Below are 15,429 nucleotides of genomic sequence, written 5' to 3'. Positions count from 1 at the left end.
CCTCAGTAGCGGTGCCAGGGCGTAGAGGTGGGCCGGTAGTGCGACCGATAGCAGATGTGTCTGATATAGACGCGGCGCATCATCGGGTCGGCCTTCGCCATCGTTCGAAGTGCGGCAACCACCCCGATCCACACGGCGATCCCAAACACCGCCGAATGGAGCGTCAGCACCACGAAGATCAAGATCGCTGCAGCAAGACCGGTGACGAGGACCAGTTCCCGGTCCGCCCCCATCAGCAGGTTTGGACGCGACAGAGCACGATGGATGCGGTTACGCTGGAGATTGGACCCTATGTCAGTCATGATCCCCCTCCCCTGTCTCGGAAGAAGCAGCGGAGGCGTCGACATCGCCGATGGAGGCGCCTGTTGCACCGAATAGCGCGACGATTTGAGTGGCGCCGAGCAGAATGCCCGCAACCAGCACCACATACATGAGCCTGCGCGCGAAATCGTTGAGCTCGCCGCCGAAGATCAGCATGCCACCGGCGACAGCAACAGCGGCCAGCGCAATAAAACCCGCCACGGGTCCGGTAATCGATTGCTGGATCCTTTGCAGCGGGCCTTCCCAAGGCAGGCCACCTCCAGAACTGGCAAGCGCCGGATCGGCCAGGATAAGTGAAAGAGACAGCGCGAAAGCGCCGATGACGAAAACGGTGTGACGGTCATGCGACATGGCGCTGGTCCTCGATATGAGCGTAAATCTCTGTTTGGTACTGAGTGCCGGCGAAACGCTCGACAAGGATGACATCTCGTACCCGTCGACCTTTCGGCGTTCGCTCGATGGACACGACGAGATCGACCGCTTCTCCAATCACCTCACGCATCGGCTGCTGGCTGACCTCGGCGGTCAGTTGTTCGAGGCGTCGTAGCGCCGACATCGCCGTATTGGAGTGGATCGTTGTTACGCCGCCGGGATGGCCGGTGTTCCAGGCCTTCAGGAGCGTCAGGGCAGCACCATCTCGGACCTCGCCGACAATTATGCGATCAGGTCTCAGCCGCATCGTGCTTCTGAGCAGACGGGCCATATCGATTGTGTCGCTGGTATGCAGAGCCACCGCATTCTCTGCGGCACATTGGATCTCCGCCGTGTCCTCAAGAATGAGCAACCTATCCTGCGGCGACGTTTCGACAATCTCGGCGATGACTGCATTCGCCAAGGTCGTCTTGCCTGAACCTGTCCCACCGGAGATGACGATGTTCAGCCGCGACGAGATCGCGTTGCGGATTACCGCTGCCTGCTGCTCGGTCATGATGTTGAACGACACATAGTCCACAAGCGGGATCAGCCGCGAAGCGCGACGCCGGATGGTGAATGTCGGGGCCGAGACTACGGGAGGCAGCAGACCTTCAAACCGATGACCGCCGATCGGCAGCTCGCCTGAGATGATGGGGCGGTCCTCATGAGCCTCGGAACGGAGCGCGTGCGCGACACTTCCAATGACGATCTCGGCGGTGGTCGGCTTCATCTCGCCGGCTGGCGAAATCCCATGTCCAAGCCTTTCGATGAACAGCCGCCCATCGGGGTTCAGCATGATCTCGACGACTGATTGGTCTTCGAGTGCTGCGCAGAGGCCCTGGCCGAAAGCATCACGGAGTTTACCTATGAGACGCGGATGGGAGCGAAGTTGCGCCATGTCGAATACCTCATGTTGCTTGCGGATACCCCGACCTTGGGGCGGTTTGAACCTGACAGGACGTGGCCACGACGCCATGGGATTGGTCGGGTTGGCACTGTCTCGTCCAGCCGGCATCGCTCCTGTTCGTGCTAGCGTTGCGCGTCCAAGCAAGTTAGCGACGGGACTGGCGGGCCGTGCCGCCAGTAGAACCATGTTTTGCATGCGCTACCACCCCTTCGCGCCTGTGGTGCTGTATGGACGCGAAGTCATCACAGATCGCGGTATGCGGTGAGTGTAGAATTCTACAGCCGGATAACGTAGTCAGCCGGGTGTGCCGACTACAAGCCGACGCGCTTATCTCGTTAACCGTTGCTTAACTAAAGCTCTTGCTCGACGCCCACTTTTAGCTTTCTCTAATATGAGGGGGCAGCTAGAGGCGGAGGGCTGCAAACCAGCGATAGACGGTCGACCAGGGTGGAAAATTCACCGGCTGCAGCCGCCAGGCGATGTCGCCGCGCAACACATGGAAAATTCCGTTGACGATCTCCCGCATGGACCAGACGCGCCGCCGCCCAGTCTTCCTGGCAGCGGGAAGGTGAGGCTCGATCAGCCGCCACTCCTTATCCGTCAAATCCGTCCGAACTGGCCGAGGCGCTCGAGGGCTTCTACGCTCGCATCGAGGCGAAGACGGTCGCAGCAGGGCAGGCAAACACGGTGATCCAGGATCTGGCCCGCATACTGGTGCCGATCAACTTCACTCGCGTATCCCGCTTCCGGCACGACCCGGCGCTGACGATTCCGCCCCTGCCTTCGATCGCCGCTGCTGCCGACCTCGACGGCCTTGACGCGACGACACTCGGCTTCGCCAAGACCCAGCTCGTTCGTGGCCAGAACCGGCTGATATCCGCGCTGCGTCAGGCTCGCCGCCATATCGAGCTCGTCGCAGGCTGAAGACTTCATCCTGCCCGCCCGGTCTATTGCGGCCGGGCAGGGTTCCGATGTGTATACTCCTCTGGTGACGGCGACATCGGCTGGCGGTCCAACATCGTCGGCACGCAGGGCTGCTCACAGCCCTGCGTCCTCACCTCCCAGTCGGCCAGGATCGTCAGGGACATCGTCGCTGCCAGGCAGCAAACCGCGAGGAGTCGCGCGGTAGCCGCCGCCGTTCATACGCTCTTGGATACGCTCAAGGATGTCGTTGTCGAAGTTCTGACCAATGCACAACGCTTGGCGGATCTGACCGGCTATTTCTGTGCCACGGCCGACAGTATGAGCGCCGCAGCCGATATCGCAAACTGGTGCGGTTTCCGCGCCCAAATCAAGGAGCGCCTTTTGTTTAAGAGCCTTGCAGCTTCAGTTCGCCTGAAGCACCGTGACCGCGATCATGTGGAAGATGTCGTCGGCGCTGCACCCGCGCGACAGGTCATTGGCTGGTTTTGCGAGACCCTGCAAGATCGGGCCGATTGCCTCCGCGCCGCCGATGCGCTGGGCGATCTTGTAGCCGATGTTGGCGGCGTCGAGATTGGGGAAGACGAAGACGTTGGCTTCGCCATGCAGTGCCGAGTGGGGTGCCTTGGAGGCGCTGACGGCTTCGACGAAGGCGGTGTCGAACTGCAGTTCGCCGTCGATGACGAGCTCAGGATCGGCGGCATGCGCCAGCCGGGTCGCCTCGACCACCTTCGAGACGCGCTCGTGGGCGGCGCTGCCATTGGTCGAGAACGACAGCATCGCCACCTTGGCCGGCGCACCTGCGAGCGCCTGGTAGGAGCGGGCGGACATGCGGGCGATGTCGGCGAGACCGGCGGCATCCGGGTCGACCACCAGCCCGCAGTCGGCGAAGACGAAGGCGCCCTTCTTGGCGTGATGGGGCTGGCACAGCATCATCAGGAAGAAGCTCGACACCAGCCCGACGCCTGGCGCCCGGCCGATGGTTTGCAGTGCTGCGCGCACAGTGTCGGCCGTGGTGGCGCCGGCGCCGCCGACTGTGCCGTCGGCCTCGCCCTCCCGCACCATCATGGCAGCAAAGATCAGTGGCGATCGGAGCGCTTCAACAGCGGCCGCGCGGTCGACGCCCTTGGCCTTGCGCAGTTCGAAATAGGCTGAGGCCAGGCGGTGCGAGAGCGGAGAGGAAGCGGGGTCCTCGATACGGAAATCCAGCGGGTCCGCACCTGCGTTGACGAGAGCCCGCTCGATGATCTGGCGATTGCCGATCAGCGTGATCGCGGCGATGTCCTCGCGTCTCGCCCGGATCGCGGCCTCGACGATGCGTGGGTCCTCGCCCTCTGGCAGCACGATGCGGCGTGGCGAAGCCTTGGCGGCAAAGAGGATGCGCTCGAGCGGTTTCATCAGGCGTGTCCCAGATAGTAGATGCCGGCAAGGATGAAGAGGCCGATAAACACGGTCTCGGCGACGATGAGTGCAACAGCATCGCCTCCAACGTCGAGCACACGGCGCAGCGAGGTCTTCATGCCGACGGCGACGATACCGGCGAGCAGCGCCCAGCGGGATGCCTCCATGCCGATTTTCGACACCGCTTCTGGAACGAGGCCGAAGGAATTGGCGGCGGCGAGGATGAGAAAAGCAACGACGAAGCCGGGTAGCAAGGGCGGGCGCTCGCCGGTTTCGCCTGCAGGGCCGACATTGCGGGTGGCTAGCGAAAAGATGAGCACGACAGGGGCCAGCATGGTGACGCGGATCAACTTGACCAGCGTCGCGGTCTCGCCCGCCTCTGGGGACACGGAGAAGCCCGCGCCGACGACCTGGGCGACGTCGTGGATGGTGCCGCCGAAGAAGATGCCGGTGGTGCGTGCGTCGAGGCCGATGGCCTGGGCGAGCATCGGGTAGAAGATCATGGCGAGCGTCGAGAGCACCGTTACCGACAGCACGGTGAAGATCAGGTTGCGCTCGGAGAATTCGTTCTTGGGAAGCACCGCAGCGATCGCCATGGCGGCCGATGCGCCACAAATGGCCACTGAGCCGCTGGTGATCAGGGCAAGGCGCCAGCCACGGCCGAGCAATTTCGCCGCGACCAGTCCAAACAGGATGGTGGCGACGATCGCCGAAACCAGCAACAAGATGGTGCCGGCACCAAGCCCGACGAGCAGGTCAACGCTGATGCGCATTCCAAGCAGTGCCACGCCGATGCGCAACACCTTCTTGGCGCTGAGGTCAATGCCGGCAACGCAGCGGCCCTCCTCGGACAGAAAGTTGAAGGCTATGCCCAGCAGCAGCGCCATCAGCATCGCCGGCGCGCCGTAGTGATCCGAAAGGAACTGGGCCGCGATGGCGACGGCTCCAGTCACTGCGAGGCCCGGCCAGCAGGTGGCGAGCGCGGAGGGCATGCCGTTGAAGCGTTGGGTCGCGGCAGCGGTGTTCATCTTGTCATTCCCGTCATGTGCTGCAAGCCTCGGCCTGCCTGGCGAAGCAGGCAGGCCGACTTTCAGGTCAGGCGCGCTGTTGCGGGCGCATGTCGGAACGCTCGATGCCCGCGACAGCCACAGGCTTCTTCATCGCGTCGCGCCGGAAGGGCTCGCCGAGTTCCTGGTTAAGGATGACCTCGACGAAGGTGGTAACGCCGTTGGCCTGGTCGTAGATCGCCTTGTTGAGGGCAGCGGTCAGCGCGGCGGGCGTGTCGGCGACGACGCCCTTCAGGCCGCAACCCTCGGCAACCTTGGCGTAGCTGAGATTGGGGTTGAGCTCGGTGCCGACGAAGTTGTTGTCGTACCACAGTGTCGTGTTGCGCTTTTCGGCACCCCACTGGTAGTTGCGGAAGATCACCATGGTGATCGCTGGCCAGCCCTTGCGGCCGATCGCGCCCATCTCGTTCATCGAGATGCCGAAGGCGCCGTCGCCGGCAAAGCCGACCACCGGTACGTCAGGACGGCCGATCTTGGCGCCAACGATCGATGGGAAGCCGTAGCCGCAAGGTCCGAACATTCCAGGCGCGAGATATTTACGTCCCTGTTCGAAGCTTGGATAGGCGTTGCCGATAGCGCAGTTGTTGCCGATGTCAGTCGAGATGATGGCCTCCTTGGGCAGCGCCGCCTGGATCGCCCGCCAGGCCTGGCGCGGCGACATGCGATCGGCCTCCCGGCGGCGCACAGAGGCATTCCACTCGGTGCCTTGGTCGTCGTCCTCATGGTCCATCGACGACAGCTGCTGCAGCCAGGCCGAACGGGTCTGATGGATGGCCGCCTTGCGCTCCTCGCGGCCGGCATTGCCGGCGGAGGGGGCCAACTGTTCGAGGATCTGGCGTGCCACCTGCTTGGCGTCGCCGCAGATGCCGACCGAAACCTTCTTGGTCAGGCCGATGCGGTCGGCATTGATGTCAACCTGGATGATCGCGGCGTTCTTCGGCCAGTAATCGATGCCGTAGCCCGGCAGGGTGGAGAAGGGATTGAGGCGGGTGCCGAGCGCCAGCACCACGTCAGCCTTGGCGATCAGTTCCATCGCGGCCTTGGAACCGTTGTAGCCGAGCGGACCGGCAGCAAGGCGATGGCTGCCGGGGAAGGCGTCATTGTGCTGGTAACCGCAGCACACCGGGGCGTCGAGCCGCTCGGCAAGCGCCATCGAGACCGGGATGGCTTCGCCGATGACGACGCCGGCGCCATTGAGGATGACGGGGAACTTGGCTTCCGAAAGAAGTTGCGCCGCCTCCGCGATCGCCTTTTGACCGCCCGAGGGCCGTTCCAGGCGCACGATACTTGGCAGGTCGACGTCGATGACATGGGTCCAGTAGTCGCGAGGGATGTTGATCTGCGCTGGTGCCGAGCCCCGCCATGCCTTTTCAATGACCCGGTTGAGCACTTCTGGAATGCGCATGGGGTCGCGGACCTCCTCCTGGTAGCAGACCATCTCCTCGAACATCGCCATCTGGTCGACTTCCTGGAAGCCGCCCTGCCCTATGGTCTTGTTGGCGGCCTGCGGCGTCACCATCAGCATTGGGGTGTGGTTCCAGTAGGCGGTCTTCATGGCGGTGATGAAGCCAGTCACGCCAGGGCCGTTCTGGCCGATAGCCATGGCCATGGTGCCGGTAGCGCGGCTGAAGCCGTCGCACATCATGCCTGCATTGGTTTCATGGGCGCAGTCCCAGAAGCTGATTCCTGCCTTGGGGAACAGGTCGGATACAGGCATCATGGCGGAGCCGATGATGCCGAATGCATGCTCGATGCCATGCATCTGGAGAACCTTCACGAACGCTTCTTCGGTCGTCATCTTCATAATCTTGTTCCTTTCAATATCGGGTCGGGCTCCGGCCTGGTTGGGCTAGAGAATTTCATCCTTGAGGTAGTACCAGCGGTACATCCCCCACTGGCCAAGCCGCCTGAACGGGGTCAGGAGGCCGTGGCTGGGTAGTGGTGAAGTGAAGATTGGCAGGTCGAGGGCGCCGCCCTTGCCGGCGACCATCTGGGCCATGCGTCGGCCGGCCTGGGCAGAATACATGACGCCGTTGCCGCCATACCCCATGGCGTAGAACAACTGCTGGTTGTGGTCGGGGCGGAACACGCGTGGCATCATGTCGTGGCTGACGTCGACCCATCCCCACCAGGAGTAGTCGACCTCGATGCCTCGCAAGATCGGGAACTTGCGGTAGAGGCCCTCGACCAGGCGATCGAGATGTCTAGAGTTGACAGCGTCGCGCCCGGTGATGGCACTGCGGCTGCCAATCTGCACCCGGCCGTCGGGCAACATGCGGTAATAGTGGCGAAGCGTGCGTGTATCGGTCAGCGGAATGCGCGTCTGGAAATTGAGCGCGTCCTGCTCGCTGCTTGAAAGCGGACGCGTCACGATCGAATTGGACAGGATCGGCATCAGCCGGTGTTTCGTCAGGTCATGCAAGCCGGGCGAGGTGTAGCCGGCGGTCGCGATGCAGACGGCGCGTGCCCGCACGGTTCCGCCGGGCGTGCGCAGCAGATAGGCGTCGCCTTTGTGCTCGCAACCGAGCACCGGGCTTGCGGTGTGCACCTTGGCGCCAAGCCGGCGCGCCAGCTTGAGGTAGCCGAAAGCCAGTTTCGCGGCATGCACGCCCATGCCGTCGGGCTCGTACATCGCGCCCTTGGCTTCTGCGTCGCGGACGAAATCGCGGTGGATCTCGTCTCTCCCAACGACGCGGGTAGCATAGCCGAAAACCTCGTTCAGAAGGCGGGACTCCTTCTCCAGCGAAGGCATCACCTTGTCGCGATGCGCAATGTAGAGATGGCCACCATCCTGCGGGTCACAGTCGATCTCGGGCGATTTTATCAGATCGCGAAACAGATCGAAGGCTTCGGCGACCTCTTTGTGCATCTTCTTGGCGACATCGACGCCCCAGCGCTCGATCCATTGCGACCGCTTGAGCCGCCCGGCCGAAATCTGCGCCTGTCCGCCATTGCGCGTCGAACAGCCCCAGGCAACGCCGTTGGCTTCAAGCACTGTCGCCTTGATGCCGTGTTCCCTGGCGAGGTGGATGGCGCAGGACAGACCGGTGTAGCCCGAACCAATGATCGCCACATCGACGTCGATGTCGTGATTGACCGGGCCGTCATCCTCGGGCGGGGTTTCGGCGGTGGCGATCCAGTAGGTCGGCGCGTAATTCTTGCCGGCGCCCGGATTGGCCGCGTGAACCGGATCATAGGCCGGATCAAAGGGCTGTGCAGCGGCGGTGGGCCGCGTAAGCTGATGTTCCATCTGCCGATCCTTTCGACCCGCGTTCAGCTCTTGGCCCGCGAGGGAATCAGCGGCCGTGTCTTGCGGAATGCCTGCTTGCGCACAATCTTGGCACCTTCCAGCGTAAACAGATCGCAGCCTTCCGCTTCGACGTGACTACCGTCGGCATTGGTGCCCGAGAAGGTCCACTCAGAGACGGCGCGGTCGCCGTGGACGAAGTGGCTGTGATGGGCCCAGTGTGCGTCGGGCATGGTGGTCCACACGCCGGTAAAGGCTGCGGCGATCTGCTCTGCGCCGATGAAGCGTGTTCCATACACCTCCGGGCCGGCGACGCCGTTGAACACGCAGTCCTTGGCGAAGAAGCGCATCACACCGTCGATATCGTGTCGGTTGAAGGCGTCGAACAGGCTGGCAAGGTCGTCGGCAGTGATCGCCATATCGTGGTCCTCGTATGTCGGGCGGCATTGCCTTGTGGTCATGGCTCCGCCGTTGCCGGACAAGCCGGCTGATTTTTCTCAAGTCGTTCAGGTTGATCGTGAGGGCAGGCCTAGCCGGGTGGCGAGGTCGCCAGATGAGCGCTTTCTGCCATCAGATCTTGCCTTTCCAGGGGATCAGGATCTTCTCCAGGTAGCGGAGCAGCAGGTCGAAGGCGAAGGCGAAGATGCCTATGACGATGATGCCCATGATAACCGTGTCGCTGGCGAGATATTCGGCGGCGTTTAGTACCATGAAGCCGAGCCCCCGGTGTGCGGCGACCATTTCGGCTGCCACCAGCGTGGTCCAGCCTACACCGATGCCGATGCGCATGCCGGTGAATATCTCGGGCAGCGCTGCCTTCAGGATCACATGCGTGATGACCTGCAAGCGGGTGGCACCCATGGCGTAGGCGGCATGTATCTGTTCAGTCGATACCGAACGCACACCGGCGCGGGCGGCGATCGCCATCGGCGCGAAGATCGCCAGATAGATCAGGAACACCTTGGGGAATTCGCCGATGCCGAGCCAGATGATGATCAGCGGCAGGTAGGCGAGCGGCGGCAGCGGGCGGTAGAACTCGATGATCGGGTCGAACAGCCCGCGTACGGTACGGTTGACGCCCATCAGGATGCCGACCGGAACCGCGGTCACCAGCGCCAGGAAGAAGGCGCCGAGCACGCGGCCAAGGCTGGCGAGCGTGTGCTGGACCAGCGTCGAATTGGACACGCCTTCGGTCATCGCGACGATAAACTTGTCCCAGACGGCAAGCGGGGAAGGCAGGAACAGGGGTTTGACCCAGCCCATTTCGGTGACCATCAGCCACAGGCCGAAGAGAACGAGCGCGGTGATGAGGCTGATGTGCCCGCTCATGCCTTCGCCGGGCGCGCCGTAGATCTTGCCGGGACGCGCGGATTTGGCTCGGGAAATGCTCTCAAGCATGGATGAGTTCCGGATTGCCGGACTGGCGCTCGTCGCCATAGATGATGCCGAGGATTTGTTCGCGCATGTCGATGAAATCGCGGCTGGACTTGATTGCACGTGCGTTGCCCTCCTCGAGGAAGCGCCGATTGAAATCGAGCTCGTAGGTGTGGGTGATGCGGCCCGGACGCGGCGACATGACGATCAGCCGGGAGCCAAGAAACAGCGCTTCTTCGACGCTGTGGGTGATGAAGAAGAACATCTTGTTGGTGAGTTGCCAGACCTTGAGCAAGAGCTCCTGGATGGTCTCGCGGGTCAGCGCGTCGAGTGCCGCCATCGGCTCGTCCATCAACAGCATCGCCGGATCGCAGGTCAGCGCTCGAGCAATGCCCACGCGTTGCTGCATGCCGCCCGACAGGTGGTAGATCATGTGGCGGTGAAAGTCCTGCAATCCGACAAGAGCCAGGTTCTTGGTGGCGAGTTCGCGCCGGGTCGCCTTGTCGACGCCACGCAGCTTGAGCCCGAATTCGGTGTTGTCGATGACGTTGAGCCAGGGCAGCAGCGCATGCTTCTGGAAGACCACGCCTCGGTCGGCGCCCGGGCCGACCACCTGGCGTCCGCCAAGCGTGATGTCGCCGGCCGAAGGCGCCATGAAGCCGGCCATGAGGTTGAGCAAAGTTGTCTTGCCACAGCCGGACGCGCCGAGCGCGACGACGAAATCGCCGCTCTTGACCTCCAGGTTGACGCCCTTGAGGGCGATCACCGCCTGGTCGGAATAGAGGCCTGGATAGGTCAGGCTGACATTGCTGACGTTGAGGGTTTCCATCGCGTCGAGCCTTTCACAACAGATGCAGCAGGTATCCGGAGATGTCGCCGGCCGGCATGCGGCCAGCGACATGCCAATGTTACTTGGACGCTTCCTTGGCGTAGCTACTGTTGACGAAGGGCGCGTAGTCGTCGAGCGCTTTGTCGATCTGCTTCTGGGCGACGAGGAACTTGGCGCTTTCGTTAAGGGCGCGTACAGCGCCACCGCCGAGCCAGGTGTCCGAAGCCTGTTCGTCGGCATTCGGAAACGCCAGCAGGTTGAGCGCTTCGACAGCACCCGCGCCGTCGCCGCCGATCAGCTTGACGATGCCCTGTACCTGCGGCGAGTCCGCTGTCCAGGCCGCCTTGTTCTTGTTGTAGTCGGCATAGGATTCGGCGAGCACCTTGGTGAAAGCAGCCATGAACTTCGGATTTTCGGCGGCCCACTTCTTGTCGGCAACAAGGCCGTCAAAGGTCGGCACTGACGCTGCTCCGATCACTTCGGAATCCGAGATCACCTTGCCGCTCTTGAGCAGTTCTGAGAGTGCCGGCGGCCAGACATAGGCGGCGTCGATGTCGCCGCGCTGCCAGGCCGCGATGATCTGCGGCGGCTTCATGTTGAGGATATTGACTTCGCGCGGATCGACCTTCCACACCTGTTCGAGGCCGACGAGCAGATGGAAATGCGAGGTCGAGACGAATGGCACGCCGACATTCTTGCCCTTCAGGTCCTCGGGCTTTTCGATGCCCGAGCCATTGCGCACGGCCAGCGCTTCGGATTTGCCGATGTTGTCGAGGATCCAGAACAGTTCGAGGTCGACGCCACGGGTCGCGGCGGCGGTGGTGCCGGTGGAGCCGATGACGCCGATCGGCACGTTGCCCGAAGCAAGGGCGGTCGAGATATCGCCGCCCGAACTGAATTGGCGCCAGTCGATGGTGTAGCCGGCCTCTTTCGCGGCGGCGTCGAAGCGACCGTCTGCGATGGCCGTCACGAACGGCCCGACGATCTGTTGGTAGCCAACCACCACCGATGTTTCAGCGTAGGCGAGGCAGGAAGTGAAGACACTGGCAGCAACTGTTGCGGCACCAGCCAAATACTTGAAATGCTTAAAGTGTATCATCGTTACCCTCTTGTTTTGTTAGCCACCGGTTTTCCCGGGAACTTGCCGGCTTTAGTGCCGGTCTTGGTTCTGACTAACAGGGTTAAATTAGACACGCCAATTGCCTTATATCCAGATTGGAAGTTGAATGATTCCAGTTTGGAGTGTGGTGCGGAGGAGCATGGCGCTGGCGACGGTTTCGGAAACGATCTTCTTTCTCGACAGGGCGAGCCGCATCGGTCTGCAGGCGCAAATTCGCGAGACGGTGGTCTCCGCTGTCTTGTCGGGCCGGCTTCATCCGGGCGCGCAGCTGCCCTCGACGCGCAAGCTGGCTCAGTACCTCAACATTTCACGCATTACCGTCACGCTGGCCTATCAGGAGCTAGCATCGCAAGGCTATGTCGAGACCGCCAGCCGCAGCTCCTATCGGGTCGCAGGCAACCCGCCGACGAGCGGGCTCGAGCCAAGTGCCGACGAGGCCGGAAGCGACGAGATCGACTGGTCGTCAAAGCTGCGCGCGAGCTTCATCGTCGCTAAGCAGATGCGTAAGCCGCTGGACTGGCGGCGCTATCCCTATCCGTTTCTCTACGGCCAGATGGACCCTTCGCTGTTTGATCTTGGCGCCTGGCGCGATTGCGCCCGGCGGGCCCTGGCGCGCGAGGACTTCGAGCAGATGGCCGGCGATTTCGCCGCCGCCGACGATGTCCAGCTAGTCAGCTACATCTGCTCGCGCACCCTGCCAAGCCGAGGCATCCGTGCCAGTCCAGACGAGATCCTGGTGACAGTGGGAGCGCAGAACGCGCTCTGGATCGTCACTCAGCTTCTGCTGCGCCAGGGCGCGCATGCCGTCTGCGAAAACCCCTGTCATCCCGACATGAGCGCCTCGCTGCGCCTGAGCGGGGCAAGGGTCAGCGCGATCGACGTCGACAAGGAAGGTTTGCCACCGGAGACGATACCTGCCGGCGTCGATGCGGTGTTCGTCACGCCCAGTCACCATTCCCCGACCGGGGCGACGATGCCTATCGAGCGCCGAACGCGCCTGCTCACGGCTGCCGCCGAACAGGATTTTGTCATCATCGAAGACGACTACGAGTTCGAGATGAGCTTTCTGGCGCCGCCGTCACCGGCCCTCAAGGCGTTCGACCGCAGCGGTCGGGTGTTTTACATCGGCAGCTTCTCCAAGTCGCTGTTTCCCGGGCTGAGGCTCGGCTATCTGGTCGCTCCGGCGCCCGTTATCCGCGAGGCGCGGGCGCTGCGGGCGCTGATGCTGCGCCATCCGCCCGGCCACCTGCAGCGTACGGCAGCCTACTTCCTGGCTCTAGGACACCACGACGCGGTCCTGCACCGCATGCGCGGAGAATATCACCGTCGCCACATCGTCATGGCGGAAGCGTTGCGCCGCGAGGGCTTCACCATCGCCGGATCGTCAAGCTTTGGAGGCACATCGTTCTGGATCGAAGGACCGGAAAGTCTTGATGCAGATCTTCTGATGTCGGAACTCAAGCAAGATGGCGTGTTGATCGAATCCGGCTCCCCCTTCTTCCCCGAAGCCACCGGGCAATGCCGTTTCTTCCGCATGGGTTACTCATCAATCCCGCGCAACAACATCGATGAGGGAGTGACGCGGACCGCAGCGCGCGTCAGGCAACTAGTGGTATGACTGGAGTTGTGGTGTCGATCGGTTGGCCCACCTGCCAAGAATGGCCATGCTCTGAATCCATGCTCCACCTCAGTGTGGGCCAACATCTTGCCTTGGACCAACCGCGCAGCTGAAGTCTTCGGCGCCTCGTCATCTGTAGCTTCAGGACGTAGGTGTTATCGAACGGATCAAGCACGGTTGGTCGCCCGAACGAACTGCCGACAAGCTGGGATATGGGCGTACGACATCGGACGGGGCATGCATAAAAATCATGATCGCCCGTCGCCTAGCGGGCTGGCACCCTCCCTGGGTCCGACGCTGCGCGACCCGCCAATGCTACATTTGCCTCATTGCGCTTGTGTCAGCGCCGCTTGGGAATGGGCCGTCGGCCTTGCCGGAGCGAGTAGAGGAGCGGAAGGTCGAGTTGTCCGAGAGCGCCGATGTCAGGCAATTGATCTGGGAAGGTGTCCCTCACCCCCGCTCTGCCCTTGCAACCCGGACCAGCCGGTCAGATCGAGGTTGACTTTCGTGCGCCATAGCAGCAAGTGACATTCTACTTTGCGCCACCACGGACATTTCAACATGGCCGCCACACTACGTGTGCAGCTGCATGCGACAGTTCGTTCTATAGCACGGCGGCAACGGTCGTGCGCCTTATCTCGATTCGCGTTGGCGACAAGCCATGCCCACTACATAGTTGCGCCGATCGACCAGGGCACGAATTCGTTGTCACCGTAGCCGAGTTGCTCGGATTTGGTCCGTGCGCCGGAGGCGACCCGGAGAATCTCGTCGAAGATCTCCTGCCCCTTCGCCTCGAGCGATACGCCGTCGAGGACGTCGCCGCAGTTGATGTCCATGTCCTCGCGCATGCTGTCGTAGAGGAAATTATTGGACGCGAGCTTGATCGATGGCGTCGGCTTGCAGCCGAAGGCCGAGCCGCGACCGGTGGTGAAGCAGAGAATGTTCGCACCGCCCGCGACCTGACCGGTGGCCGATACCGGGTCGTAGCCGGGGGTATCCATGAAGACCAGGCCACGCCCGGTGACCGGCTCGGCGTAGTCGAACACCTCCATCAGGGTGGTCGAACCGCCCTTGGCGGCGGCACCGAGCGCCTTTTCCAGGATCGTCGTAAGTCCGCCGGCCTTGTTTCCCGGCGACGGGTTGTTGTTCATTTGCATGTGGTTGCGCGCGGTGTAGTCCTCCCACCAGCGGATCCGCTCGACGAGCTTCTCGCCGACCGTCCTAGACCGCGCGCGGCGCGTCAGCAGGTGTTCCGCGCCATAGATTTCCGGCGTTTCCGAAAGCACCGCGGTCCCGCCCTGGGCAACGAGCAGGTCGACCGCCACCCCGAGCGCCGGATTGGCGGTGATGCCAGAATAGCCGTCGGAACCGCCGCACTGCAGCGCCAGCATCAGTTCGGAAGCAGGAACGGTCTCGCGCCTGGCGCGATTGACCATAGGCAGCATCTCTAGCACCGCGCGGACGCCGGCCTCGACGGTCTTGCGCGTACCGCCGACCTCCTGGATCGTCAGCGTGCGAAAGGCGTCGTTGTCGACGAGGCCGTAGGTTTCCTTCCAACGCGGTATCTGGAACGCCTCGCAGCCCAGGCCGAGCATCAGAACGCCCCCGACATTCGGGTTGGTCGCATATCCCAACTGCGTGCGCGCCAGGACCTCGTAGGCCTCGCCCCTGGCGTCGATCGCGCAGCCGGTGCCGTGTACCAGCGAGATCACTCCATCGACCTCGGGGTAGTCGTCGAGGTCGCCGCTCCTCTCGACCTCGCCAGCGATATGGCGGGCGGCAGTCGCCGAGCAGTTCACCGAAGTGAGGACTGCCACGTAGTTGCGTGTGCCGACCTTGCCATTGGCGCGGCGGTATCCTTGGAAGGTCCGGCGCTGGGCGGCGGGCACGGGCTCGCTGTCGGCGCGGCCGGCGCAGAACTGGTAGTCGCGCGCGAAGTCGTGCATCGCGACGTTGTGTTCGTGAACCCAGTCGCCGGCGGCGATGGGCTGGGATGCAAAGCCTATGACCTGGCCGTATTTCACCACCTTGTCGCCTTCGGCGATGTCCGCCAGTGCCATCTTGTGGCCGCGGGGGATGCGCTCGGCGGTCCGAACGCCGAGCACGTCGTCGCCCTTGGCGAACGCGTCGATCGCCAGCACGACGTTGTCCGCGGGCTGGAGCCTTATCGACCGGGGCATGCTCTGGCGGCCTCCCTGCGTGGACCCATT

Annotated in this window: 14 protein-coding genes and 1 pseudogene; 2 read left to right on the top strand and 13 right to left on the bottom strand. The window is 62.9% G+C overall.

Translation table 11 applies throughout. The features are described from left to right. Positions 1-2: 2 nt before the first annotated feature. The 4 genes and pseudogenes from C8K44_RS07200 to C8K44_RS07185 all read right to left on the bottom strand — a co-directional run. A complete protein-coding gene (locus C8K44_RS07200; RefSeq protein ID WP_109575067.1) occupies positions 3-302 on the bottom strand; it encodes a conjugal transfer protein TrbD in 300 nt (99 codons plus the stop codon). Then, on the bottom strand, positions 295-672 hold the full coding sequence (locus C8K44_RS07195) for a TrbC/VirB2 family protein (RefSeq protein ID WP_109575066.1): 378 nt from the start codon (positions 670-672) through the stop codon (positions 295-297). The genes C8K44_RS07200 and C8K44_RS07195 overlap by 8 nt, the downstream gene beginning before the upstream one ends. Beyond that, on the bottom strand, positions 662-1,633 hold the full coding sequence (gene trbB, locus C8K44_RS07190; RefSeq protein ID WP_109575065.1) for a P-type conjugative transfer ATPase TrbB: 972 nt from the start codon (positions 1,631-1,633) through the stop codon (positions 662-664). The genes C8K44_RS07195 and trbB overlap by 11 nt, the downstream gene beginning before the upstream one ends. A gap of 430 nt (positions 1,634-2,063) precedes the next feature. Beyond that, positions 2,064-2,312: pseudogene (locus tag C8K44_RS07185) on the bottom strand (transposase); the annotation flags it as partial. Positions 2,313-2,329: 17 nt separating this feature from the next. Between C8K44_RS07185 and C8K44_RS07180 the strand changes: the two are divergent. Next, positions 2,330-2,566, top strand: coding sequence for a hypothetical protein (locus tag C8K44_RS07180; protein WP_109575064.1), 237 nt, complete (start codon positions 2,330-2,332; stop codon positions 2,564-2,566). A gap of 402 nt (positions 2,567-2,968) precedes the next feature. Here the strand turns inward: C8K44_RS07180 and pta are convergent, their stop codons facing one another. The 8 genes from pta to tauA form a co-directional block, all read right to left on the bottom strand. Beyond that, entirely contained in the window at positions 2,969-3,961 is a 993-nt protein-coding gene (gene pta, locus C8K44_RS07175) for a phosphate acetyltransferase (RefSeq protein WP_109575063.1), read from the bottom strand. Further along, entirely contained in the window at positions 3,961-4,992 is a 1,032-nt protein-coding gene (locus C8K44_RS07170) for a YeiH family protein (protein WP_109575062.1), read from the bottom strand. The genes pta and C8K44_RS07170 overlap by 1 nt, the downstream gene beginning before the upstream one ends. A gap of 67 nt (positions 4,993-5,059) precedes the next feature. Next, a complete protein-coding gene (gene xsc, locus C8K44_RS07165) occupies positions 5,060-6,835 on the bottom strand; it encodes a sulfoacetaldehyde acetyltransferase (protein ID WP_109575061.1) in 1,776 nt (591 codons plus the stop codon). A gap of 45 nt (positions 6,836-6,880) precedes the next feature. Beyond that, positions 6,881-8,281: an FAD-binding oxidoreductase gene (locus C8K44_RS07160; RefSeq protein WP_109575060.1), complete on the bottom strand. Its 1,401-nt coding sequence runs from the start codon at positions 8,279-8,281 to the stop codon at positions 6,881-6,883. Between the two features lie 23 nt (positions 8,282-8,304). After that, positions 8,305-8,691 carry a nuclear transport factor 2 family protein gene (locus C8K44_RS07155; protein WP_109575121.1) on the bottom strand — a complete coding sequence of 129 codons (387 nt, stop codon included), beginning with the start codon at positions 8,689-8,691 and terminating at the stop codon, positions 8,305-8,307. 157 nt (positions 8,692-8,848) lie between these two features. Beyond that, complete coding sequence (locus tag C8K44_RS07150) at positions 8,849-9,676, bottom strand: ABC transporter permease subunit (RefSeq protein ID WP_109575059.1); 828 nt, start codon at positions 9,674-9,676, stop codon at positions 8,849-8,851. Further along, complete coding sequence (locus C8K44_RS07145; RefSeq protein WP_109575058.1) at positions 9,669-10,481, bottom strand: taurine ABC transporter ATP-binding protein; 813 nt, start codon at positions 10,479-10,481, stop codon at positions 9,669-9,671. The genes C8K44_RS07150 and C8K44_RS07145 overlap by 8 nt, the downstream gene beginning before the upstream one ends. A gap of 79 nt (positions 10,482-10,560) precedes the next feature. Continuing rightward, entirely contained in the window at positions 10,561-11,580 is a 1,020-nt protein-coding gene (gene tauA, locus C8K44_RS07140) for a taurine ABC transporter substrate-binding protein (protein WP_109575057.1), read from the bottom strand. Positions 11,581-11,740: 160 nt separating this feature from the next. Here tauA and C8K44_RS07135 point away from each other — a divergent pair, with 160 nt between their 5' ends. After that, positions 11,741-13,219, top strand: a complete 1,479-nt coding sequence (locus tag C8K44_RS07135; RefSeq protein ID WP_109575056.1) for a PLP-dependent aminotransferase family protein — start codon at positions 11,741-11,743, stop codon at positions 13,217-13,219. A 668-nt stretch (positions 13,220-13,887) separates the two neighbouring features. Here the strand turns inward: C8K44_RS07135 and C8K44_RS07130 are convergent. Then, positions 13,888-15,399, bottom strand: a complete 1,512-nt coding sequence (locus tag C8K44_RS07130; protein ID WP_109575055.1) for an altronate dehydratase family protein — start codon at positions 15,397-15,399, stop codon at positions 13,888-13,890. Positions 15,400-15,429: the final 30 nt, after the last annotated feature.

Origin of the sequence: Aminobacter sp. AP02 (assembly GCF_003148805.1) — a bacterium.
Taxonomy (GTDB): Bacteria; Pseudomonadota; Alphaproteobacteria; order Rhizobiales; family Rhizobiaceae; genus Aminobacter.
Note: the sequence above shows the minus strand (reverse complement) of the source record. Positions and strands in the feature narration are given on the sequence as shown.

Excerpts from the sequence above, each read along its gene's own strand:
- C8K44_RS07130 (WP_109575055.1), bottom strand. The coding sequence starts at position 15,399 with ATGCCCCGGTCGATAAGGCTCCAGCCCGCGGACAACGTCGTGCTGGCG.
- pta (WP_109575063.1), bottom strand. The coding sequence starts at position 3,961 with ATGAAACCGCTCGAGCGCATCCTCTTTGCCGCCAAGGCTTCGCCACGC.
- trbB (WP_109575065.1), bottom strand. The coding sequence starts at position 1,633 with ATGGCGCAACTTCGCTCCCATCCGCGTCTCATAGGTAAACTCCGTGAT.
- C8K44_RS07150 (WP_109575059.1), bottom strand. The coding sequence starts at position 9,676 with ATGCTTGAGAGCATTTCCCGAGCCAAATCCGCGCGTCCCGGCAAGATC.
- xsc (WP_109575061.1), bottom strand. The coding sequence starts at position 6,835 with ATGAAGATGACGACCGAAGAAGCGTTCGTGAAGGTTCTCCAGATGCAT.
- C8K44_RS07170 (WP_109575062.1), bottom strand. The coding sequence starts at position 4,992 with ATGAACACCGCTGCCGCGACCCAACGCTTCAACGGCATGCCCTCCGCG.
- C8K44_RS07200 (WP_109575067.1), bottom strand. The coding sequence starts at position 302 with ATGACTGACATAGGGTCCAATCTCCAGCGTAACCGCATCCATCGTGCT.
- C8K44_RS07160 (WP_109575060.1), bottom strand. The coding sequence starts at position 8,281 with ATGGAACATCAGCTTACGCGGCCCACCGCCGCTGCACAGCCCTTTGAT.
- C8K44_RS07135 (WP_109575056.1), top strand. The coding sequence starts at position 11,741 with ATGGCGCTGGCGACGGTTTCGGAAACGATCTTCTTTCTCGACAGGGCG.
- C8K44_RS07145 (WP_109575058.1), bottom strand. The coding sequence starts at position 10,481 with ATGGAAACCCTCAACGTCAGCAATGTCAGCCTGACCTATCCAGGCCTC.
- tauA (WP_109575057.1), bottom strand. The coding sequence starts at position 11,580 with ATGATACACTTTAAGCATTTCAAGTATTTGGCTGGTGCCGCAACAGTT.
- C8K44_RS07195 (WP_109575066.1), bottom strand. The coding sequence starts at position 672 with ATGTCGCATGACCGTCACACCGTTTTCGTCATCGGCGCTTTCGCGCTG.